This is a genomic window from Sphingobacterium multivorum, assembly GCF_900457465.1.
Lineage (GTDB): Bacteria > Bacteroidota > Bacteroidia > Sphingobacteriales > Sphingobacteriaceae > Sphingobacterium > Sphingobacterium multivorum.
This window is the reverse complement of the sequence record NZ_UAUU01000009.1, coordinates 122701-147001: the sequence shown is the minus strand read 5'-3', so window position 1 is coordinate 147001 and position 24301 is coordinate 122701. Positions and strand designations below refer to the sequence as shown.

Genomic DNA, 24301 nt, shown 5'->3' with positions numbered 1-24301 from the left:
ATGAAAAAGAGATTATCATATATATTAATTGCAGCGGGAATAATAGCGACAAGCTTTTCTTCCTGTAAGAAATATTTGGATGAATTGCCCGATAATAGGGCTGAACTAAATACAACAGACAAAATTGGGAAAATGCTCGTTGGGGCTTATCCAGAGAATGCTTATGTTATGGTAGCTGAGTTATCTTCTGACAATGTGGATGATGTTGGGCCAGTTTACTTAAACTACGCACGCTTCATAGAACAAATATACAAATGGCAAGATATTACTGAAACGAGTAATGATGGAATCGATCGTATTTGGGGAGCGTGTTATGGAGCTATTGCTAATGCAAATGCTGCTTTGCAAGCTATTGATGAACAGGGGAATCCAGCGAGCTTAAAAGCACAGCGTGGTGAAGCGTTGTTGGCACGGGCTTATAACCATTGGATTCTTGTAAATATGTTTGCACAGAATTATTCGAAAAAGTATTCAACAACAGATTTGGGTGTTACTTATATGACGAAAGGAGAAACTACCCTAAATCCAAAATATGAACGTAATACTGTTCAGGAAGTTTACGATTTTATTAAAAAGGATATAGAAGAAGGTTTACCATTAATCAATGACGCTTCTTACGCCAACTCTAGTGTTGCAAAATATCACTTTAACCGAGCGGCAGCTTATACCTTTGCATCGCGTGTTGCATTATTTATGGAAGATTGGACAAAGGCAGTGGAGTATTCCACCGAAGCGTTAGGAAACAATCCAACAGCGACTTTACGTGATTATGCAACGATTGCCTCTTTTTCTGCTGCGATCAATAATACAACGAGAGAGTATAATGCGAGCTCAGTGAAAGCTAATTTCTTAGTAGCTACGGCTTATTCGGCGATGGGGACAACTTTTGGGGGGTATTCAACCAACAACAGAATCAGTCACGGTGGATCTATTGCAATGACGGAGACAGCGTTTGCTGCTCAGCCTTTTGGGAAAGCTACGACATCAACGGATTATAGAATTCGTGCATTTTCCTATACGAGTACGACGGCAAATAAAGTGATTTTTCCACATGTTGCCTACATTTTTGAATATACTGATCAAGTTGCGGGAATTGGATTTTCACGAGGAGTCTATACGCCGATCACGTCGGAAGAAGCTTTATTGAATAGGGCGGAAGCAAATATTCATCTTAAGAATTATGCGGCAGCCATTACTGATATGCAAATCCATATTAATAACAATACCATTAGCAAGCCTGGGACAATAAGTGAAGCTTCGATTAACAATTGGGCGAATTCATTTGCATATTTTACTCCTACAGCTCCAACACCGAAAAAGAAATTGAACCCAGATTTTCAGATTGAAAGCGGTACACAGGAAAATATGATCCATGCAGTATTATCGCTTAAACGCCTTCAGTTTCTTCATACTGGCTTAAGATGGTTCGATGTAAAACGTTATGGCATTGAAATAACCAGAAGGGTCGCTCCTGCGGTCAACAATGGAACGATGACTTTTACGGTTACCGATAATACGCTATCGATCCGAGATCCTCGTCGTGCAATTCAATTACCTCAAGATGTAGTAAGTGCAGGTTTAACACCAAATCCTAGATCAAATGAAATTAAGTAATAAACTATTTATGTTATTAGCTTCATGCGGAGTGTTGTTTTCTGCATGTAACAAAGAGGATAAATTAAATCCCAATAGTGTTTTTGTAGATTCAACAATACCAAAGAACGCTTTGGACAATTACCTCTATAAAAACTATATTCTACCCTACAATGTCGAGATACTGTACAAGTACGTCGATAAAGAATCTGATATGAGCTATCGATTGGTACCTGCACCTTTTGAATCTTCTATAAGATTGTCCAAGCTTATGCTTTATCTTGTTATGGAGCCATATTCAGAAGTGACTGGAGGGAAGGAGTTCCTTAAAAACAACTTTCCAAAATTAATTACGTTTACTGGTTCAGCTCCAATTCAAACAAACGGTGTCATGATTTTGGGAACAGCAGAATCAGGTACAAAAGTATCTTTGTATAATTTGTTGGAATTAAATGAAACCAATGGTAAAAACCCAGCTTTTCTGACGGGCCGATTTTTCAAAACAGTTCACCATGAGTTTCAACATATTCTAAATCAGAATAAGCCTTATCCAAGTAATTTTAAGGAGATCACAGGTACTAGTTACGTGGAGGATGACTGGAATGCGAAATATCCTGCCAATGCTACAGGTATAGGAGCCGCGATCGCAGCAGGCTTTATCTCACCGTATGCTTCTAAGGCCGATACTGAGGATTTTGCTGAACTGTATTCGTTCTATGTTACGCGGAGTCAAGCTGATTTTGATGCCATGCTGAATGTTGAAAATTCTACGGCAGCGGGAAGGGCTTTGATCCTTTCAAAATTAGCAATTGTGAAAAACTATATGAAATCTGAGTGGGGAATTGATATGGATCTCTTAAGAGCCAATATTCTTGCTCGTTATCCTAATCTTAACACGTTTGATCAAACAACTTTAAATTAAGAAAAAATGAAATTTAAACTATTTATTTTAGGAATAACCATTTTGTCTTTGGGCGCAAGTTGTGAGAAGAAGATGGATCGTATTTTTGAAGACAGTCCGAGTGACCGTCTAAACGCGAGCGTGGCTAATGTATACTCTACTTTACAAGCGAATAAAGATGGCTGGATAATCAAGTATTTTCCAAGCAGCGGATTAGAATTTGGAGGATATACCTTATTTGCCAAATTTAATAATACCACTGACGTTAGTATTGAAGGTGATTTTACAACACTTGCTGCACAGGTAAGTACTTATACTGTCGCACCTGGTGCTGGCGCAATTTTGACCTTCGATACCTATAATCGCATATTTCATTATTTTGCATTGCCTGCAGTCTTTAATAGAGAGCCTGCATATCAATTACCCGGTTTCCTTACAGCATCAATTGGTGCGAGTAACGAGGGGATGAAAGGTGAAAATGATTTCTTGGTAACAAAGGCATCAGCTGATTCCATTGTCATGGAAGGTAGAAAATCGTACAATAAGGTTGTGATGGTCCCGATTAAATCTTCAGAGGCTTCTACAATTATAGCGACCTACCGCGCTGCGCTTACAAAATTCCATGCATTTTCAAATTACAAATTTGAAGTTGGGACAGAATCCTTCGCAGCAACATTTTCAACCGCAGCAACGAAACGAGCATTATTGATTGCAGGTAATACTAAACCATATGCTTATCGTTATACGCCTACTGGACTCGAATTTTACACAGAATATGAAGTAAATGGAGTGAAGTTTAGAGAATTGAAGTATGTAGAACCAACAGGAGCGTATACCAAAGGGTATTTTACCAACGATGCGGGTACGATCAAGTTAGTTCCACAAAGTTAAAAGCAATTTTCTCCCTACGGAATCAGGGAGAAAGTTTCATATGTTTATTTAATGGCCCCTTCAGAATATTTTTTGGAGGGGCTTTTTTGTAAATATTTTTTTCCATGTAATGAATTTATTGATTTAGTTGTCATAATTAAAAGGTGTAGGCCTTACCTTAATTAGTTTAATTGAAATAAACCAAAATGTAAATTTTATGAAGTATTTTTTTAGTGCCCTTTTATTTGTTTTTGCAGCTCAGTTATTTGCGCAACAAAAAACCAGTCAGACTAAACATCTGCCATTTGAGACGATCTATTTTGCCGGTGTTCAATTTAACAATGCAAGCAATTTGAATAGGATTTTGAAAGATTATGATTCCGGAAAGGTACCTGGGTTTGGCTGGAATGCTGGAGCTGGACTTGCATACAGGATGAAACAAACCCTTATTGGGGTGAATTTTAGCTTGTCGACAAGCAGTAAAAACGACAATACAATGAACACAGGAGATTTTACGGTTTATGTATCTACCAATGCGATACGTACAGGCAGATTGATCTTTAGTCCGCAGCTGGGAGTCGGTAAACAGTCTACTACTTTTACGGTTCAAAAGAAAAATCTGAATGGAGAATTTAGAGACTTTTTGACCACGCAGTCCAATCAAACTAAAATGGAGCATGATGCTGCTATTGTCGATTTAAGTATTACGTTGAAAACATCCAATTCCGAACGCACTAGCTTTCGCCCGGAATGTAGAATAGGTTATAAATCGTCTATTGCACAGAATGAATGGAAAGTAGTGAATGCTACAGTTTCGAATGTTCCGAAGGATAGACTGGGCCATTTCTATCTGCAATTGGCTTGGGGTATTGGACGATAAAAGCAAAACAAGGAATAGCGGATGCAGTTATAAATTTAATCTAATGTTCGGACGTTTTAGTTAGCACCTTACCGCATAAGTTAACTTATCGTTATACTTTTGTGAATGCCCTACTTGAACTTGCTGTAAAACATATAGATGGTGAATAGGAGAGAAAGTGTATGATCCATAAAGAAGTATAGGTGTTGCAGAAAAGCAAATAATGCGATAACTTAGCGTAACCTATTTTCTGAAATTTACTTACCATGAAACGGATTATTTTCCTCCTATTCATTATTCTTATAAAGGCTGTTGCTGTGCAAGCGCAACAAAAGACCAGAGCGTTTCTATTTACGAAACCACATAAGATCGTCGAGAACGCTAAGTATGGTAAAATAAGCCTATACGACGCAAGGGAGATAAAAGATAATCTGGGTGTCATACAAGTAGGTATGATGAACGCAAACCGGTTGTTGGTGGCGGAGCCATCATTGGAAAAACAGTTACAGAGCCAATTGGAACAAATAACCGGTCGTAAAGGCAATGGTGAATTGCTGATGCGGTTGGAAAAATTCTGTATAGCGGAATTGACGGGAGCTTTTTCTGAAAAGGGATTTTTGGATTTTAGAGCAATCTTATTCTCAAAAGAGGCTAATGGAGAATATTTACAGCTAGCCCGAGCTGATACAGCTATCGTCGTTAAAGGAATGGATGTAACCAAAGCGACTTTGGCACGCGCCAGCGACGTTGTCAATAACCTGATCCTTGATGCATTAACCAAAAACGGCGATACCACAAAAAGCTATAGTCTCAGTGAAATCGAACATTACGACGATATTCAAAAGAAACAATTGGCACTTTATAACACGGAAACATATAAAGATGGGTTATATCTGACCTACGAAGAATTTGCCCTTCAAACACCGTCAGGTGGGCAGGCCCAATTAAGAGAGGGGGATTTAAACTTAGGCTTCTTTAAAGAGAATGAAAAAGGGAAACTTAAAAAGGTAAACCCGAAAGATTATTATGCAGTAGTGCATGCTGGTAATCCTTTTATTTCAAGTCAGGATCAGTTTTATGCTTTAATCAAGGAAGATGATGATTTTATTTTTGTGGGTCCCGTTATGGAAACTGCATCTGCAACCAATGTTGTTGTAGCTTCCGTGTTGCTAGGTGCAATAGGAGGTGTGTTGGTAGCAGGCCCTGAAACAAACTACTATGTGCAGAAACTCGATTATGCAAATGGTAGCTTTATTCGGCTGCTGAATAAACAATAATATGTATCTCTTATTTACATCGTAAAAAACTTTCGACAGAACATAGTATATCGTCCTATTTTCCGAGTAAAATTTGATGTGTTTGCAGTTCTCCACAGTTTGTTAATAACATTGTGGAAAACGTTCTCACTCCAGAGTAGTTAAATAGTGTTCCTAGTTGCTGAAATGGATTAATGGTATAAATTAAATGAATTTACCTTTATATATTAGATGTCTTTTGTATATTAAGTTGTACTATATTAACCCTTGACTAATGAAAACCAAATTTATACTTGTTTTAATATTGTCCTTCATCGTCTGCTTTTCAATAGCAGCTGCTGTATACTATTTCCTAGATGAGAAATCGTCCATTCCCGATTCCTTGTTCGTGGGGGCTATATCAAGCTCTATCGTGATTACATTATTCTCAAAGTTCAATACAGCCGCTCGACGCAAATAATTATATTTTCCTGACACCAACTCCATACCAACTTGCGATCAACTCCGTACTGTAACCACCTTGTGTGCACAGTGAGTCCACGTTGAGTCCACCTTTTAGGGGTGCTTGCACTGTACAGACATCCTGTCTGCATCTTGCTTGCAATTAGAAGGTGGTTAGGAGTTGGTTATAACTAATCCCCAAAAAGGTATCACTAAATTTTCAAATTTATAATTGCTATTTGCTGCAGCTTCCGAAATCCTTAAAAATGAACAAGATACTTGACATAGGGTCGTTTTGGTGGTATATTTATTGTATGGGAATAAATGATAATGGCTATATCCGTGGACTGGTTGGCCCACTGGTAAGCAGAAAGGTAGGAACAAAGAACTACATTCAAGGTAAACCACACCGTGTAAAACAAAACGTCGACACGAAGAATGCTGGTAAAGATTTTGGACAGGCAAGTCGCGCAGGCGCTGCAATTAGGCAGGCTTTTGGCTTAGTGCATCAGGAACTGCATGATGGACAAATGGGCAATCGCTTGAATAGACAGATTTATAGGGCAATGAAGACAAATATCAATGACGATAGGGGAACACTTTGCCTAAACAACTGTAAGCTCGACAGATTGGTGAATTTCCAATTCAATGAAAATTTCCATATGCAGGATGCACTGAATATCGATCCAACAGTTAGCCTAACCGATGAGAATCAGATCGAAATATCATTTCCAATATTTCACATTAACCGAGCATTGCTGCTACCCAAAGATTGTAATGCTATCGCCTTTAAATTCCATACCTTTTCTTTCAATTTCAAAGAAAGGGAGTTCACTGAGGTAAAGGATGAAGAATGGGAAATTGATATCGTCTATGGACAGGATCCAATTCCGGCCAAGATTATCAGCATTCCATGCAACGAATTTGTTGGTACACCCATCCTGGTTGGATTTACGATCATATATCTTTATAAAGATGGCCGACGGTGCAATGTGCTCAATGAAGTAGATTGTACGCCTGCAACTATTCTAGCTGCTTTCCAGTTATAAAAGTGATATTAATCTTTACGTATATTTTTTCCTACCGGAGCGGATATCCATTTACCGCTCCTTTACCTCCGTTTACCGACTTTTTTATTCCGTTGATCTAAATGTAATAAAATGGGATGCCGCGTTGTCTTACTTTTGAATAAGAATCTTAAAGGAAATGATGCAACAAAATCAATATCCTCGCGACAATAAGAAAAGAGATAAAAAACTAACAATATAAAGTATAGCAATTATGAAAACTTTAGTAAAGACATTCGCAGCAGCAGCATTGATTACACTATCAACTTTCGCAATGGCAGCAGCTGACCCTGGTAAAGCATTGAACCTTTCCACAGCCGATTTGGCCATCGATAGCTATGTATCGGTAATGACAGAAGGCGCATCTCAGGGTGTAGAAAAATTGTTCGCATCCGAATTCAATCAAAAAGTTCAGGGAAAAGCTGCACGCACCAATAGCCGTTCAGAAGTCATTTCGTTCCTGAAAAAGCAAAAAGGTGAAAAATTGAACTGCAGCACAAGTACCGAAGTACTCGAGGAATCTGAAAACTATATGGTGGCACGTATCACTATGAAATTTGAGGATTTCACGAAAACAGATTTGGTTACATTGATCAATGAATCGGGAACCTGGAAGGTCGCAAGTTCTGTAAACTCCTATAAATAGAAACTGTTTAATTAAATTCATATGTTTATTTTAGCCACGTCGGGATGATGTGGCTTTTTTTGTTTTACAATCTCTTAGCGAATCTGAAATGGCTTTATTACTTACATGAGTAACGTTTTTAAGTTATCAACAGAGTTATTAACATTATGTTGATAACCTGGTTTCCTCAATTGCAGCGATAGTTGTTATAAGTAATAATTAATTAACCTGTTTATTTCTTGTTTGGCTGCTCCATTTGTTATTATTGCAATACTATTAACAAATTTTATGAAATCCAACTTGTATTTAGCGGCAAAGCTGATTTGTTATTTGCTATTCAATCTATTTATATTTAATGCGAGTGCTCAGGTTGAGAGAACAGCATACTATACAAAGGCAGGGCGAGAAACTAAACTAAAGGATTCAGCCTTTTTTTCCAGAACCATAGTTCATATGACAGATCAGCCTATGTCATACTTTAAGATCGTAGAGCATTATTTACCGAATAATACCATTAAGCTAAATGGAACAGTGCAGGATACAGGTATTATTTTAAAATTCTTTGGGAGGCTGGAGGAGTTTTATTTAAATGGTGAAAAGCGAAGTCTAGAAAATTTTAATTCAGAAAATGTACGTGTTGATTCAGCATTTTACTGGTATCCGAATGGGAAGTTAAGAACAATTTCACATTACCCATTTAACGATAAAATAAAGGGCGGTGTCGCATATTATATCGCACATTACGATTCGTTAGGCAATAAGACTCTTGAAAATGGAAACGGTTTTATTCGCATTGAGTATGATCATGACGATTACCTACAGGGAGAAATTGAAAATTACCGACGTGAAGGTAAATGGGAGGGTATAATGTCTAAGCTGCCAATTACCGAGGTCTTTGCGCGAGGCAAGCTGCTCTTTGGTGTCAAAACCAAAGAAAATGGAACGACCATTAGCTATGATTCAACGACCTATTGGGTTGATCCCGTTTACCCAAGAGGAATGCCAAAATTGATGAACTTTGTTTCTAGACATTATAAATGGCCTAAAGAAGCTAAACGAAATAATGTTAAGGGAGTATTGGAAATTAGTTTTGTTGTGAATAAGGAAGGATATTTAGAAGATATTTTTGTGAAAAAAGACTTGGGCTTTGGTACGGGCGAGGAGGGTATTCGTGTGTTAAAAATGGCCGAAAGATGGAAACCGGGAATACAGCGTGGAGAGCCTATCGGTGTAATGTTCACGATGCCAATTCGGTTAGATGCCAATCCTTGATTGATGGTCCGCTCAAAAGACTGATTGTGTTTTTGGAGTGTAGTTGTTCTTCCGTTCCTATAGTGAAGACTAAAATGAAGTTCTGTGAATAAATGAAGTCCTCAATTTTGGTGACAAGTTGGGTTATTAACAATCTTATTAACATCATGTGGAAAACTTGATTTTACAGCATGATGTTGACCATAAATAGAAATAAGTATTATTTAATCGATTAATTTTTTATTTAACCAGGATATTTGTTATTATTATCAATTATTATGAAGTATTATTTACATTTTTGGGGCTCAACCGTCTGTTTTTTGTTATTCAATTTTTTCTTATCAAATCTTTATGCTCAGGTTTCTTTTACAAGTTATCATAAGAAAGATGGCGATGAAACAAAACAAGCGGATTCGGCCTATTATATGCGGACAATTCATGTTGATGCATCGGGAAAGGATAAAGTTTATCGTGTAGAGGAGTTTTACACGCGCAATGATTCGATCAAACTCAGTGGCATCAGTACAAATGCGCTTTATCCATTTAAATTTCGCGGGCGAAAGTACGAATTTTATGAACAGGGAACGTTAAAAAGCTTAGAAAACTACAGCGACGAAAGTGCTCTTATAGATTCTGCTTTTTATCTGTATCCAGGGAATAAATTGGAGAAGATTGTTTTTTATCCGAGTAGTCTCGATAAAAAAGGAAAACTGAAAATAGAAGATCCCATTTATGTTGTGTACTATGATTCTTTTAACAACAAAACGTTGGAAAATGGGAACGGATTTATTCGGCTAAATTATGGGTGGAGTTATGAAGAGGGACAAATGAAAAACAATTTGCGCGAAGGTGAATGGAAAGGAAAGATGGGAAAGGATAGCTTTGTTGAAACGTACTCGAATAATCAATTAGTGTCAGGGACTAAAACAAAGGTTGACGGAGAGGTTTTTAAATATGATTCGTCTAACTTTATGAGTCCGCCTGATTACCCCGGTGGAATTTCTAGACTGATGGGCTTTATAGCGAGCAATTATGTCTACCCAAAGGAGGCGATTAGTAATCAGGTGTCTGGTGTGGTCATGATAGCGTTTGTGATAGACAAAGATGGTAACATAAAAAATCCGGTAGTAAAGAAAGATTTAGGTTTTGGAACAGGGGAGGAAGGAATCCGTGTTATAAAAAAAGCAGGCAAATGGAAGCCCGGAATACAACGTGGAGAGAAACTAAATGTGAAGTATTCGCTCCCAATCCGCTTGAACACATCGCGATAGAACTGTTTAGATAGCATTAAATAAGGAGATATTAAATGTAATCTCTCGCATATTTGAAATGAAATTCTAGCGGGATAGTGCTAAAATACCTAAAAAGGGCTTTCCAATTTTTTGGAAAGCCCTTTTTAGGTATAAAGTATTTAAGATAGACTATTTTTTCAAAGCCGCAGCGCCTTTGATGATTCCTTCTACAACGGCAGGATCCTGAAGTGTTGAAGTATCTCCTACATTGGCGATATCGTCTTCGGCAATCTTGCGTAAGATACGACGCATGATCTTTCCTGAACGTGTTTTTGGTAAATCATCAACAAATTGGATAATGTCTGGTTTAGCAATTGGACCGATAATACGTGAAACGGTTTCCATGATATCCTTTCTGGTGGCTTCTGCATCGGTGTGGTGATTCGCAATGACATAAGCATAGATACCCTGTCCTTTTACTGGGTGCGGATATCCGACAATGGCCGATTCAACAACGTCAGCGTGCATATTGATGGCATTTTCCACCTCTGCTGTACCAATGCGGTGACCCGAAACATTTAATACATCATCTACACGGCCTGTGATTTTGTAATAGCCCTCTGGACTACGGAAACATCCATCGCCCGTAAAATACATATCTTTATACGTCGAGAAATAGGTTTGACGACAGCGGTCATGATCGCCCCATGTCGTGCGTAACATACCTGGCCATGGGAATTTAATACACAGATTGCCAGTTACGTCATTGCCTTCGATTTCTTTTCCATTCTCATCCATCAAAGCGGGTTGAATGCCCGGCATCGGGAACATCGCATAACTTGCTTTTTCTGGTGTTACTCCGGCCAATGAAGTGATCAAATGGCCTCCATTCTCTGTCTGCCAATAGGTGTCAACAATAGGGCAATTCTTTTTACCAACTTTTTCGTTAAACCAGTTCCAGGCTTCTTCGTTGATTGGTTCGCCTACAGATCCCAAAACACGTAAAGATGAAAGGTCGTTTTTGTCGACAAATTCGTCCCCAAAAGCCATCAATGAACGCAAAGCAGTAGGGGATGTATAGATAATATTGACTTTGAACTTATCAACGATATCCCAATAACGGCTCGCATCCGGGAATGTTGGAATACCCTCAAACATTAAAGAAGTAGCTCCTTGTGATAACGGTCCGTAAACGATGTAACTGTGTCCTGTAATCCAGCCGATATCCGCTGTACAGTAAAATACATCGTTTGGCTTATATTGGAAGGTATTCATAAAGGTATAGCCTGTATACACCATATAACCACCACAAGTGTGTACTACACCCTTAGGTTTACCTGTGGATCCCGATGTATAAAGGATGAATAAATTGTCCTCAGCATCCATCTCTTCTGCTGGACATGCTGGATTTCCCTGTGTTTCTACTTTTTTGATCTCATCTTCCCACCATACGTCACGTCCTTTGATCATCGATACCGGTGTACGCGTACGTGTTAAAACAATTACTTTTTCAACAGTGTCACATTGCATTAAAGCATCGTCCACAATGTTTTTTAAACCAATGGTTTTATTGCCGCGGTAACTACCATCTGAAGTGACGATCAGTTTGCATTCCGCATCGATGATACGATCCGCGATAGATCGTGCTGAAAAACCTCCAAACACCACCGAGTGGATAGCGCCGATACGAGCACAGGCTAATACAGCAATAACCAATTCAGGAACCATTGGCAAGTAAATACATACCCGGTCTCCTTTTTTGATGTTATTATTTTTAAGTACGTTGGCAAATTGCTCTACCTTTTGTAGTAATTGCTTATAGGAAAGAATGCGGTGCGCTTCATTGGGATCATTAGGTTCCCAGATGATGGCTGGTTTATCTCCATTAGCATAAATATGGCGATCTAGACAGTTTTCTGTAATATTTAATTTAGCACCCTCAAACCATTTGACATTGGGTTCCTCAAAGTTCCAGTTCAGCACTTTATTCCACTTTCTCTTCCAGAAAAAATGATCTGCAATGCTCGCCCAAAACTCCTCAGGTTGTTCTACACTTCGCTTATATTCACTTTGATATTCTTCAAATGATTTTATTTGTAGGCTCATCGTTATTAGGATTATTATGAATTATTTTAATTTATATTGTTATCGTTGCGAAATTGTTTTTGATATTTCGATTTCGGTGTACAATTTAGCGGTTTTTGCCCATTTTATCAAAAAATTGATGTTTAATATAATGTTAAACTACTTTTATCTATAAGATTGTTATCTTGCATCAAGATTTTTCAAGATGTCTTTTCTAAGAAAGCTATTCTATATTACAATCTATACAAATCTTCTGATCGCCATGGCGGCCATGGCACAATGCGCATTGACTTATATCATATTTGAACGGTCTATCAATTGGTATATCGTTTTAGCAGAAGGAACGGCGACCTTGCTACTCTATAATTTTAGCCTGTGGTGGTCCAAACCGAAGCACCCAAAAGAATCAAAATTCCCCCGGACACGCTGGATCTTTAATCATGAATGGGTCATGTGGTTAAACAATGGTATCGCTTTGCTTGTGCTTGGTTATTGCTTGTGGTTTATTCATGTGTATTCCTTTTTGTTTTTGGGATTTATTGGAATCCTGAGTCTACTATACGGAATGCCTCTATTTACCTTCCGTGACCGCAAAGTGGGGCTTCGACAGATACCCGGGGCCAAGATTTTTCACATTGCCCTGGTCTGGGTCTGCAGCAGTGTGGTGCTCCCTTATGTGGAACTAGCCAACATCGGTGTCACAATAGATCAGTGGGTTTTTATTGCGCTCTGCGGATTGAAGTTTATATTTTTGGTTATCTGTACATTGCCTTTCGATATTCGGGATATCCAACAGGATTCCTATTATCATCTACGCACTTTACCTAATATGCTGGGCGAACAAAAAGCTAAAAATCTAACCTATGGACTATTAGGCCTGCATTGTGTTTTGATCTTGACCGTGCCTTATACAGCACCTATTAAAATCGGATTGATTCTGACCAACGTACTCATATTTGCCTTGCTTAAGTTGGCTGTTTTCAAAACAAAAGACCATTACCACTACGCTTATCTACTGGACTGTAGCTTGGTGCTTCAGTTTCTGATTGTTGTTGTTGTCGGTATCTTTAGCCCTGGAACCTGATTTTTTAGAGCTTTCAAGAGCAATGGCTTACTTTAATCTCCTGCACCTGTATGAATAGTGGGTACTTAATTGATTACTTGCTCGCTTGCTCGCATGATTGATTGAAGATTTTGGCAAATAACTCTTTGCCAAAATTAAGACGTCAAAAAGGCGACGATCTTATCTGCGGCGACTTCCGACAATTTATAATAACTTTCAAAGGTCCATCCGGCAACATGCGGCGACAAGATTACATTGTCTCTACGGATAAGATCTGCATACCAGCTCTGTTCGGCGAGTTTTGGGAACTTTTCTACGGGCAACACATCAAATGCTGCTCCGATAATGGAACCGGAATCAAGGCCGTTTAATACTGCAGGTACCTGTACAATACCGCCTCGGGCACCAAGTAAGAAGAAAATGGGTTTCTCAAATTTTGCCAGATAATCCACATCAATCATACCTCTTGTTTCATCCGTTAAGGGGATATGGAAACTGATCACATCGGCTTCTTTGCAGATCTTTTCCATGTCTGCTGCCGATGCATATTGATCCGTATAGTCGATTCGATATTTATCATAGGCAAGTACCTGTACATCAAAGCCGGATAATTTTTTTGCCATGGCCACACCATTGTGTCCATAGCCGATCAAACCTACAGTACGCCCCTTAAGTTCATATCCACGATTGGCCTCACGCAGCCACTGCCCAGATCGTATTTGTTGGTCACCACGATTCAAATTGTTCATTAGACTAAGCAACATACCGATCATATGTTCACCTACAGCATCCCGATTGCCTTCATTGGCCGGAATTAACAGCACGTCTCTTTGCGCAGCAATTGTATCGTCGATATTGTCCATCCCAGCACCAGCACGAGCGATAAAGCGGAGGTTTGGTGCCAAGTCAAAAAAAGCTTTATCTACCTGAAATTTGGAACGGATAACCATACCCGAGTAATTAGCGATGATTTTTTCAGTTTCTTCTCGGCTGATATCAGGTTGATAATTGTAGGCGATCCCCGCCTGTTCGAATTTCTCAAGCATGATTTCATGAATGTCGTCGACGATCAAAATGGTAGTTTTCATTCAGTTATTTTTTTATGTGGGACTGATCAGTGAATACTGTTGTGGTGTAGTACGATGATTTAGATCCCAGCGTCATGATTATGGTTGATCTGCATAAAATCTACAGATAATAATTTGTTTAATTGTTGTTGTTTCATGCGGTTAGGCATTATTTTCATGCCAAAATTTCGCATTCTTATCAGGAATGGATTCTCCCATTGTGCGATTTTTCCTATCCTCCAGGAAGTATTACAGATGTAATTTACCCGATCCAATCTTCTTTTTTCGAATCCTTGAAAAGCCAAACTAACGGAAGCTGCGGTCTGGAGTTCATCCACGAGAACAGCAACATCTTCAATAGCCTGACAGGCTCCCTGGCCCAAGTTGGGAGTCGTTGCATGTCCAGCGTCACCCAATAATAGGATATTGTCAAAAGCGAGTTGCTGAAGTGGTTCGATGTCAATGATGTCATTTGCAATTAGCTCGCTATCCTTTGTTTCCGAAAGAATCGTTGGAATAGGGGCATGATAATCTTTAAAATTTTCGAGGAGCTCCTTTGTTTTCCAGTTTTTTAAGACCGGATTTTGTGCCTCAGTATTGATGCATGCGTACCAATAGATGCGGTTATTGACAAGTGGGGTCATCCCAAAGCGGCCTTTGCTGCCCCAGGTTTCTGTCCCCTTACTGAGCTGTATACTGCTATTATCGATGGTGGCCCGCCAACAGGTATAGCCTGAATAGCGTGGTGCCGAACCCGGTATGAGTTGTTGTCGTAGTGCTGAGTGTACACCATCGGCAATCAAAAGGGCTTGGCCGCGTACATGGCTTCCGTCTGCGAAATAAACTTGAATATCTTCTCCCTCCCGTTCAAAGGAAACGGCACGTTTGCCGAGATGAACTTGTCCATTGGGGATTTTGGATAAGAGAAACTGATGCAGATCTGCCCGATGGATAGCGAAATTGTCCTGTTGATATTTTTGACTGATTGACCTGGTGTCTGGTTCAACAAGAATATTTCCCTTTTGATCCAAGACATTATAAGATGCAAGGTAATGCCCTATCGTAACGATTTCATCCTTCAATCCGAGATGTTCCAAAGCTTGCATGGCGTTGGCTGCGAGCCCGAATCCAGCACCTATGCCTTTGAGTTCAATGGCGCTTTCATAGACATGTGCTTCAATACCTACTTTTGCAAGCCCTATTGCAGCACATAATCCAGCGATACCTCCGCCTACGATAATAAATGTGCTGTCCGTCGAATGCATATTAAAGACTGTTTGCTATTTCGTTTGTTAAACCGACAAAATCATCTACCGTCAATCGTTCTGCGCGTAGCTCGTACAGTGGATTGTCGGACATTTTATCTTTGGGAACAACGCCCGAAAGTGAGTTACGGAGGGTTTTACGACGTTGATTGAAGCCCGCTTTAACAACACGCCAAAATAGTTTTTCATCACAATTCAATTGTTCACGGTCATTGCGCGTCATGCGGATAACGCCCGACAATACTTTTGGCGGTGGATTAAAAGCTCCTGCTTTTACAGTAAAAAGATATTCTACTTTATAATAGGCCTGTAAAAAGACACTCAAGATACCATATTCCTTGCTGCCCGCCTTAGCTGTACAACGTTCGGCTACTTCTTTCTGGAACATACCCGTCATTTGAACGACACGTTGGCGTTCATCCAAAATTTTAAAGAGAATCTGGGAGGAGATGTTGTAAGGGAAATTGCCAATGACAGCCATTTTCTCACCAAAATACTGTGAAAAGTCAAGGTTCAGGAAATCACCGTGGATCAATCGCTTACCCAATTGGGGATATTTATCGTCCAAATAAGCAATGGATTCGTCATCCACATCGATCAAATAGGTTTCATATTCCTCTTTTTGCAAGAGAAAATCAGAAAGTACACCCATTCCTGGACCTACTTCAAGCACTTGGCTAAAACCCAATTTAGGATCCAATGCTTCCACAATCTTTTGTGCAGCATTTTTATCGTTCAAGAAATGCTGTCCTAAATGTTTTTTTGCTCTTACTGTGCTCATGTTGCAAAAGTAAAAAATAAATAAGTGAAAAGTCATTCTAAGAAAAAAATCCCTATTTTTGAATCAAAGCATTTAAATAGAATGAGCGATAAATTAAAAATCGGAATTACCGTAGGCGATATTAACGGCATTGGACTTGAAGTCATCATTAAATCTTTGGTAGATCAGCGTATGTGCGATTTCTTTACGCCAGTGGTTTACGGAAATACAAAGGTGGCTTCTTTTCACCGTAAAGCGATCGGTGTAAATGATTTTAGTTTTAACGTGATCAATGATGCTGAGCAGGCGCATTCCAAAAGAGCAAATATGATCAATTGCTGGCAGGAAGACGTCAAGATTTCGTTGGGTGAAGAAAACGAGATCGGCGGTAAATATGCTTTCCTTTCGTTGGAGAAAGCTGTTGAAGACCTGAAAGCCGGCAAGATTGATGCTTTAGTGACTGCCCCAATTAATAAGCATAATATTCAACAGGAGGGATTTCAATTTCCCGGCCATACCGAATATTTGCAGGCCAAAGTAGAGGCTGATGATGTATTGATGTTTATGGTTTGTGATGAATTGCGTATTGGCGTGGTAACAGGTCATATTCCACTGCATGAGGTTGCGGCGAATATTACCGAAGAGGCTATTCTTAAAAAGCTAGCCCTGATGAATGACTCATTGAAGAAAGATTTTTGGATTGAAAAGCCTAAGATCGCAGTTTTGGGACTAAATCCACATGCTGGCGATCATGGGATTATTGGTACCGAAGATGATCAGATCATTAGACCTACCGTAGAAAAAGCAAACGAACAGGGGATCTTCTGCTTTGGTCCATATCCTGCCGATGGATTCTTCGCAAAAGGTGCTTATGAGAAATTCGATGCGGTACTCGCGATGTACCATGACCAGGGTTTAATCCCTTTTAAGCATATTGCCAAAGGTGCCGGTGTAAACTTTACAGCTGGTTTACCTATCGTACGTACTTCGCCAGATCACGGTACAGGCTATGATATTGCTGGAAAAAACTTAGCTTCTGAAAGCTCTTTTGTAGAGGCAATTTTCTCGGCTTTACATATTGTAAAACGCCGCCGTGAACAAGCCGAATTACTTAAAAATCCACTTGCTTTCCGTAAGTTATCCAAAGATAGAGACTAAATATTCCGTCTTACTTTTTTAGGGACAAGGATAAAGAGGGTTGATTTAATCTGTAAGCTCGCCGCTTATAGTGTCAGCGTCTTTGATCCTTGTTCAATTGTCTCTAATTCCAATACAAAAAAAATTGTTACTTTTGCAAACTGTTTGGTTTTTTACCTGCTGTTCTAACTATGTACGATAATTTACAACATCCAATATTTTCAATCATTAAGGAACTCGCCGAGACAACAAATACAGAATGTTATGTCATCGGGGGGTATGTTCGCGACTATATTATGAAGCGGCCTTTTAAGAATGATGTGGATATTGTTGTCGTCGGCAGCGGCATTGAATTTGCGACTTTACTGGGTGATAGGCTACATACTAAAGTTGCTGTCTACAAGAATTTTGGTACAGCCATGCTGGTTTATGAAGGACTCAATGTGGAGTTCGTCGGTGCCCGAAGGGAATCCTATCGTGCCAACTCGCGTAAGCCTATTGTGGAAGACGGTACCTTATCCGATGATCAAAATCGACGTGATTTTACGATCAACGCGATGGCGTTTTCATTGAATAAAGCAGATTATGGTGCTTTGGTGGATCCGTTTGACGGCGTGCAAGATCTTGAACAACGTATTATTCGAACGCCTCTAGATCCGATAGAAACGTTTTCTGATGATCCACTGCGTATGATGCGGGCTATCCGTTTTGCGACACAGCTAAATTTTAAAATCACGATTGATGCAATCAAAGCGATTAGCGATACCAAAGAGCGAATAAAGATTATCTCGAAAGAACGTATTATCGATGAAATCAATAAGATTATTCTCTCACCTAAACCGTCAGTAGGTTTTAAATATCTTTTTGATACCGGTCTCCTGGAATTGATATTTCCGGCCATGTATAATTTGCACGGGGTTGATGTCATTGATGGCAAAGGCCATAAAGATAATTTCTACCACACCTTGGAAGTGCTGGATAATGTATGTGAATTGTCTGATGACCTCTGGTTACGTTGGGCAGCGATTATGCATGATATTGCCAAACCGGCAACAAAACGTTTCGATAAAAAGCTCGGCTGGACCTTTCATGGGCACGAAGATCGTGGTGCCCGTATGGTACCAAAGCTTTTTGCCGAACTAAAGTTGCCGCTCCATGAGAAAATGAAATTTGTGCAAAAGCTGGTACAATTGCATCTTCGGCCAATTGTCTTGGCGCAGGATATCGTAACAGATTCTGCTGTACGTCGTCTGTTGTTTGAGGCTGGCGATGATATTGAAGCCCTGATGATGTTATGTCATGCGGATGTGACCACAAAAAATGAGTTTAAAAAGAAGAAATATCGTCAGAATTTTGAACTTGTCAAACAAAAATTGAAGGATGTCGAAGAGCGGGACAAGGTTCGGAACTGGCAGCCGCCGATCAGTGGCGAGGATATCATGATCCTATTTGGCTTGGCACCAGGGCGTACTGTAGGGTTGCTGAAAAATTTGATTCGCGAGGCTATTTTAGAGGGCGAGATTCCAAATTCCAGAGTAGAGGCATACCAATTTTTGGTGAAAAAAGCAGGGGAAATGAACCTGACGATCAAAGAAGAAATCCCATTGGAAATTTCCAATTCTTAAAATATAGTATTAATTTTAGAGGGTTAAAAGAAGAAAATAGCAGAGATGGCAATTTATAGATTTAGAGTTACTTTTGAGGATTATGAAGATGTATATCGTGAGATCGACATGCCTTCTAAAAGCACATTTATAGACCTACATGAGGAAATCCATAAATCAACAGGTTATGCTGCAGATGCATCTTCCTCGTTCTATGTGAGCAATGATCAGTGGAAAAAGGGAACAGAGATTGCATTCAAGCCTACACAACGTAAAAAAGATGCTGAGGTATTGTTGATGGAGAATATCCGTTTAAGTAAGTTTATCGATGATCCACATCAGAAATTTTACTACGTTTACAATTTTGATCGCCCTTATGATTTCCAGGTTGAATTGATCAAGATCTTGAAGGAAGAGGATGGAAAGGACTATCCGGCGTTGTTTAAGTCTATTGGTCAGGTTCCCAAAACAATGACTGCGGCTAATTTTCCGGTCTCAGATGCTGTTGAAGAGGACGATTATGTGGAGGAAGACGATACGCAATATGGCGTCGATGATGAAGACGAACTGGATGGCTTCGACAGTGATGGTGACGATGAGGAAGAGGGCGAAGAAGGTGAAGAGCGTGAAGAATCCAGCGGCTACGAAGACGAATATTAATGAAGAAGACTTTACAGGTTCTTTCGGCCTGTGAAGTGCTATATTATGGCAAATAAAAAAACATTGATAGCCATTGTGGGGCCAACTGCTGTTGGTAAGACTACAATGGCTATTTCATTGGCACAATATTTTAAAACAGCGATCATTTCGGCTGATTCCCGTCAGTTCTATCGGGAAATGTCTATTGGTACGGCTAAACCAGATCCAGTGGAACTTGCTGCTGCTCCCCATTATTTCATTGATTCACATTCCATCACGCAGGATTATTCTGCAGGAGATTTTGAACGGGAGGCTTTACTGAAACTAGAAGAGTTATTTCAATTGCATGACGTCGTCATTATGGTAGGTGGATCAGGCTTGTTTGTACGGGCCCTATGTGAAGGATTGGATGATCTACCCAAGGCCGGAGATGAAGTGCGCGAGCGACTTAATCATGAACTTGCAGTATTGGGATTGGAGGCCTTAAAAGATCGATTGAAAAGTATTGACCCTGCATATTTTGAAACGGCGGACATCGATAATCCGCAACGTGTCGTCCGGGCGCTTGAAGTTTTTGAGGCGACTGGTAAACCGATGTCATTTTACCATAAGAAAGATGTCGAAAAAAGACCTTTTGATATTCTTACCATTGGCTTGAATATGGATCGGGCAAAGTTGTATGAAAGGATCAATTTACGTGTCGATCTGATGATGAAAAATGGCTTACTGGACGAAGTGAAAGCTTTACTTCCTTTCAGAACGAAGCCTGCATTGCTCACTGTTGGCTATGCCGAGTTGTTTGATTATCTTGATGGCAAGCAGTCTTTGGCGGAAGCGACCGAAAAAATCAAACAAAATTCGCGACGTTATGCCAAGCGACAGATTACATGGTTTAAAAAATACGGTAATACACACTGGTTCCAACCCCAGGAAACTGCCGCTATCATTGATTTTATTCAAAAGGAGCTGAGGGGAGAACATTCCTAAGGATCTGATAGGAGAGAACTTGGGCTTATCCGCGCAGATTCAAATGAAGCATATGGCCTGTGTTTCAAAGCATACCTATCGTATACAGGCAATTTTTAAATAGAAGAAATAAAAAAAGAGGCTGTCTCAAAAAGGCAGTCTCTTTTTTTGCATTATCTAAGGTTTATTATTTGTTTTAACTGTTTGATTTTCATATATTTATAGTGTAAACAAAAAGGATATATGCCATCTCAAAGAGCTACTTTTAAGCCTTACTATCAGGACCAGATCATGGCCATTCCTCCAACTTTGGACGAACTGGTGTCCAAAGGTCATCCGGTACGTATCGTTAACGATGTAATCAACCGGATCAACATCCAGTCCCTATTGGACGCTTATAAGATAAAAGGCTGCTCCAGTTATCATCCGCAGATGTTGTTGAAAGTTTTGGTGTTTGGCTACGTAAGCAATGTCTACAGCAGTCGCAAATTGGAAACGGCGTGCCGGGAGAACATCAATTTCATGTGGCTGAGCGGCATGAGCTATCCCGACCACAATACCATCAACAGATTTCGAGGCGTTCGTTTGAAAGAAGCACTTCGTAGTGTATTTGAAGAAGTTGTCAAACTCCTATCCGAAGAAGGTCTGCTGAGTATAGAAGATGTTTACACCGATGGCACCAAGATTGAAGCCAATGCTAACAAATACACCTTTGTCTGGAAAAAAGCTATCCAGACCAATAAGGAGAAGATGAAAGCTGCCTTAAAAGATATTTGGGAATACGCCCAAAGTATCGCCAAAGCAGAGGACAACCTTCCGGAACCTCCCGATCTGACAACAATTGACCGCGAAAAAGTTCAGGCTACGGTCGATAACCTGAACCGGGTCTTGTCCGATAAACCTTCGGTAAGCAAGAAGATGAGGGCAAAGTTGCGCTATGCGACTAAAAACTACCCGGCCAAGATTGTTCAATATGAAGAGCAGGAAGTAACGCTTGGAGATAGAAATAGTTATAGCAAGACAGATCCCGATGCTACTTTTATGCGCATGAAAGAGGATCATATGAAAAATGGCCAGCTCAAACCAGGTTATAACATTCAGATATCTACTTCCAATCAATACATCGTCAATTACACCATACATCCCAACCCCACAGATACCACAACGCTACCCGGTCATCTGGCACAACATGAGGCGAGCTTTGGGGAAATACTGAAAACCATTACCGCAGATGCTGGCTATGGCAGCCAGGAGAACTATGCGTTACTAGAAGGGAAAAACATTGGGGCCTATGTGAAATATGGTATGTTTGACAAGGAGCAGAAAAAGAGTTATTCGGGCAAGAAGCCATTCTCCGTTGATAAACTACATTATAACCCTGCAAAAGATTGCTATATCTGTCCAATGGGACAGGAAATGAACTGCATAGGTCTATTTACACAAAAGACCTCCACAGGTTTCGAGCAAAAAATAAAAGATATCAGGCAAAAAACTGCACAAACTGCCCATTGAACGGTGCTTGCCACAAATCACAGGGCAATAGAATCATCCAGATAAATGAACAGCTTGAGGCTTATAAAGATAGAGCATACGGATTGCTTAACAGCGATGTCGGTATAGCCAAAAGAAAACAGCGATGTCACGATGTCGAACCAGTCTTTGGAAACATAAAACAGAACCACGGGTTCCGAAGATTTATGCTCCGCGGTAAGGAAAAAGTGTCCATAGAATGGGGTTATTGGCTATAGCGCAAAATCTAAGGAAAAAAGCAGCTTAAAAAGCTACTTTTTGTTCTTTTTCTTCCCAAATGAACAGTTCTGTGAAATAATCAACAAACAACTCACAAATCTATCGCATAGCCATATTTAATAAAAAAGCTGCCTCAATAAATTTGAGACAGCTTCTTTTTTTATTTCTTCTTGGAAATTACTTCACTAAATAGTTCCATCCGAATGGATCTTCTACTTTACCATAACGCAAGTCGTTGAGGTAATTCAAAACACGATTTGAAAACTCGCGGCCCTCTACTGGTGGCAAGTGATAATCTTGTCCTTCAAAACCGATACGGCTGATATCCGTAATTGTGGCTGCAGTACCAGCTGCGAAAGCTTCCGTTACTGTACCGGCTTTAATACCGTCGATTAGTTCTTGAATAGATACCTTTCTCTGCTCGGCTTTATAACCCCATTTCTCCGCCAATTCCATAATTGTACGGCGTGTCACACCGTGTAAGATTGTATCACCATGTGGTGTGATAATCGTATCGCCAATGCGGAAAATAAGGTTTGCCGTACCTGCTTCTTCAATGTATTTATGTTCAGAAGCATCTGTCCACATAATTTGGTCATAACCTTCGTCATTGGCCAATTGTGTTGGGTAAAGCGATAAGGCGTAGTTACCTGCATTTTTAGAAAAACCAACACCACCCTCTGCTGCACGTGTATAGTAGGTTTCCACTTTTAAGCTGATTGCTTTGCTATAATATGCGCCTACAGGGCCAGTGATAATGATAAATTTGTATGACTTAGAAGGGTGTACACCTAATGCCGCTTCTGTTGCGAACATAAAAGGACGGATGTACAATGATGAACCTTCTTTTGCCGGGATCCAGTTACGGTCGATGTCCAATAGTTTGCTTAGACCATCCATAAAAATCTCCTCAGGCACCTCCGGCATTTGAAGCCGTGCGGCAGATTTGTTGAATCTTTCCCAGTTTCTGTCCGGACGGAAGATACTCACTGTTCCATCTGCAAATTTATAAGCTTTGATTCCTTCAAAGATCGCTTGACCATAGTGTAAAGCGGACATCGAAGGACTAATACTGATATCTCCATAAGGGACGATGCTGACATCTTTCCATTCACCGTCATCATAGTTTGCGACCAGCATGTGGTCGGATAAAATCTTTCCGAATTTTAGATTGTCGAAATCTACTTGCGAGAGTCTTGAATTTTGAGTTGGCTCTACGCGAATTGAATAGTTCTCTGTCGCGTTCATCTTATTATTTAATTACTTAGGCTAAGTTAGGAAAAAAATGAAATATAAGTTGCACATATACCTGTATAATTTACCAGCCTGGCTATGCCTTTTATTTCGGACAGTTGTTCCCTATTTTACTACACTTTTTTTTGAAATGGAAGAATTTCACTTCATATCTCTCGGTTATCCTGTATTAATAATTAAATGTGTTAATTTTTTATTAATTAATACACTCTTTTCATATTATGGCATAAAGTTTGGCTGTAAAGAATGCGGTCCTTTAGATGGGCATTCTGGTCCGCAGTAACGCTATAAAATCACTTATCATAAAAATAAACTTAGTATGGAATTGACGCACAGTCTAAACAAAAGTAACGAAGTAGCAGCAGGCGATAATCGCTCCTTGTTACAGGGTGATGTTGAAGTTCAGAAGAAAGGTATTTCTATGAATTTTATTCTTGGTTTTTTTGTTTTTTTATATAAAACGGCAATTAAACCTTAACAAACCTCCATTATAGTCTAAGCTTTCTTGAGCTTATCAATTAGACGAACTCACAGCAGTTCTTTAAAACAACAAAATTCAGCAATACGAGATTAGCCAAAATAAGGTTTCCAAAAATTTTGGCTAATCTCCAGCCGGA

The 24301-nt window shown here is 39.7% G+C and carries 20 protein-coding genes and 1 pseudogene; 16 read left to right on the top strand and 5 right to left on the bottom strand.

Translation table 11 applies throughout. The features are described from left to right. The 9 genes from DTA23_RS12305 to DTA23_RS12265 all read left to right on the top strand — a co-directional run bounded on the left by DTA23_RS12305 (position 1) and on the right by DTA23_RS12265 (position 10134). Positions 1-1614, top strand: a complete 1614-nt coding sequence (locus DTA23_RS12305) for a RagB/SusD family nutrient uptake outer membrane protein (RefSeq protein ID WP_112374916.1) — start codon at positions 1-3, stop codon at positions 1612-1614. Beyond that, a complete protein-coding gene (locus DTA23_RS12300) occupies positions 1601-2515 on the top strand; it encodes a zinc-binding metallopeptidase (RefSeq protein ID WP_239468758.1) in 915 nt (304 codons plus the stop codon). Before DTA23_RS12305 ends, DTA23_RS12300 begins: the two co-directional genes overlap by 14 nt. A 6-nt stretch (positions 2516-2521) precedes the next feature. Then, on the top strand, positions 2522-3385 hold the full coding sequence (locus DTA23_RS12295) for a DUF4302 domain-containing protein (protein ID WP_112374915.1): 864 nt from the start codon (positions 2522-2524) through the stop codon (positions 3383-3385). Positions 3386-3581: 196 nt separating this feature from the next. Next, the gene (locus DTA23_RS12290; protein ID WP_112374914.1) at positions 3582-4244 is read left to right on the top strand and encodes a hypothetical protein; all 663 of its coding nucleotides are present in this window, start codon (positions 3582-3584) and stop codon (positions 4242-4244) included. A 245-nt stretch (positions 4245-4489) separates the two neighbouring features. Beyond that, positions 4490-5500, top strand: a complete 1011-nt coding sequence (locus tag DTA23_RS12285; RefSeq protein ID WP_112374913.1) for a hypothetical protein — start codon at positions 4490-4492, stop codon at positions 5498-5500. A 686-nt stretch (positions 5501-6186) separates the two neighbouring features. After that, positions 6187-6969, top strand: a complete 783-nt coding sequence (locus DTA23_RS12280; RefSeq protein WP_146753067.1) for a hypothetical protein — start codon at positions 6187-6189, stop codon at positions 6967-6969. Between the two features lie 232 nt (positions 6970-7201). Further along, on the top strand, positions 7202-7633 hold the full coding sequence (locus DTA23_RS12275) for a nuclear transport factor 2 family protein (RefSeq protein WP_112374911.1): 432 nt from the start codon (positions 7202-7204) through the stop codon (positions 7631-7633). 447 nt (positions 7634-8080) lie between these two features. Continuing rightward, the gene (locus tag DTA23_RS12270; protein ID WP_172462404.1) at positions 8081-8884 is read left to right on the top strand and encodes an energy transducer TonB; all 804 of its coding nucleotides are present in this window, start codon (positions 8081-8083) and stop codon (positions 8882-8884) included. Between the two features lie 257 nt (positions 8885-9141). Further along, the gene (locus tag DTA23_RS12265) at positions 9142-10134 is read left to right on the top strand and encodes an energy transducer TonB (RefSeq protein WP_112374909.1); all 993 of its coding nucleotides are present in this window, start codon (positions 9142-9144) and stop codon (positions 10132-10134) included. 150 nt (positions 10135-10284) lie between these two features. On the opposite strand, the gene acs is transcribed toward DTA23_RS12265, so the two are convergent. After that, complete coding sequence (gene acs, locus DTA23_RS12260) at positions 10285-12201, bottom strand: acetate--CoA ligase (protein WP_112374908.1); 1917 nt, start codon at positions 12199-12201, stop codon at positions 10285-10287. A 184-nt stretch (positions 12202-12385) separates the two neighbouring features. On the opposite strand from acs, the gene DTA23_RS12255 reads away from it, so the two are divergent. Next, positions 12386-13264 (top strand): UbiA prenyltransferase family protein, encoded by an 879-nt coding sequence (locus DTA23_RS12255; protein ID WP_112374907.1) that lies wholly within the window; start codon positions 12386-12388, stop codon positions 13262-13264. A 134-nt stretch (positions 13265-13398) separates the two neighbouring features. Here DTA23_RS12255 and DTA23_RS12250 read toward each other — a convergent pair whose 3' ends face one another. From DTA23_RS12250 to rsmA, 3 genes are read right to left on the bottom strand one after another with little or no spacing between them, the layout of a single operon-like run. Next, positions 13399-14331 (bottom strand): NAD(P)-dependent oxidoreductase, encoded by a 933-nt coding sequence (locus tag DTA23_RS12250; RefSeq protein WP_112374906.1) that lies wholly within the window; start codon positions 14329-14331, stop codon positions 13399-13401. Between the two features lie 59 nt (positions 14332-14390). Continuing rightward, positions 14391-15575 carry an FAD-dependent monooxygenase gene (locus DTA23_RS12245; protein ID WP_112374905.1) on the bottom strand — a complete coding sequence of 395 codons (1185 nt, stop codon included), beginning with the start codon at positions 15573-15575 and terminating at the stop codon, positions 14391-14393. Position 15576: 1 nt separating this feature from the next. Next, on the bottom strand, positions 15577-16356 hold the full coding sequence (gene rsmA / locus DTA23_RS12240; protein WP_070560762.1) for a 16S rRNA (adenine(1518)-N(6)/adenine(1519)-N(6))-dimethyltransferase RsmA: 780 nt from the start codon (positions 16354-16356) through the stop codon (positions 15577-15579). Between the two features lie 81 nt (positions 16357-16437). On the opposite strand from rsmA, the gene pdxA reads away from it, so the two are divergent. The 5 genes and pseudogenes from pdxA to DTA23_RS12215 all read left to right on the top strand — a co-directional run bounded on the left by pdxA (position 16438) and on the right by DTA23_RS12215 (position 22458). Then, complete coding sequence (gene pdxA / locus DTA23_RS12235) at positions 16438-17493, top strand: 4-hydroxythreonine-4-phosphate dehydrogenase PdxA (protein WP_070560760.1); 1056 nt, start codon at positions 16438-16440, stop codon at positions 17491-17493. Positions 17494-17663: 170 nt separating this feature from the next. Continuing rightward, complete coding sequence (locus tag DTA23_RS12230; protein ID WP_112374904.1) at positions 17664-19097, top strand: CCA tRNA nucleotidyltransferase; 1434 nt, start codon at positions 17664-17666, stop codon at positions 19095-19097. Positions 19098-19142: 45 nt separating this feature from the next. Next, entirely contained in the window at positions 19143-19736 is a 594-nt protein-coding gene (locus DTA23_RS12225; protein WP_112374903.1) for an IS1096 element passenger TnpR family protein, read from the top strand. 45 nt (positions 19737-19781) lie between these two features. After that, on the top strand, positions 19782-20702 hold the full coding sequence (miaA, locus tag DTA23_RS12220) for a tRNA (adenosine(37)-N6)-dimethylallyltransferase MiaA (protein ID WP_112374902.1): 921 nt from the start codon (positions 19782-19784) through the stop codon (positions 20700-20702). Positions 20703-20924: 222 nt separating this feature from the next. After that, a pseudogene (locus DTA23_RS12215) lies at positions 20925-22458 on the top strand (IS1182 family transposase). Positions 22459-22607: 149 nt separating this feature from the next. On the opposite strand, the gene DTA23_RS12210 reads toward DTA23_RS12215, so the two are convergent. Then, positions 22608-23678 carry a branched-chain amino acid aminotransferase gene (locus tag DTA23_RS12210; protein ID WP_046672808.1) on the bottom strand — a complete coding sequence of 357 codons (1071 nt, stop codon included), beginning with the start codon at positions 23676-23678 and terminating at the stop codon, positions 22608-22610. 325 nt (positions 23679-24003) lie between these two features. Here DTA23_RS12210 and DTA23_RS27135 point away from each other — a divergent pair, with 325 nt between their 5' ends. Beyond that, positions 24004-24162 (top strand): hypothetical protein, encoded by a 159-nt coding sequence (locus tag DTA23_RS27135; RefSeq protein WP_156167568.1) that lies wholly within the window; start codon positions 24004-24006, stop codon positions 24160-24162. Positions 24163-24301: the final 139 nt, after the last annotated feature.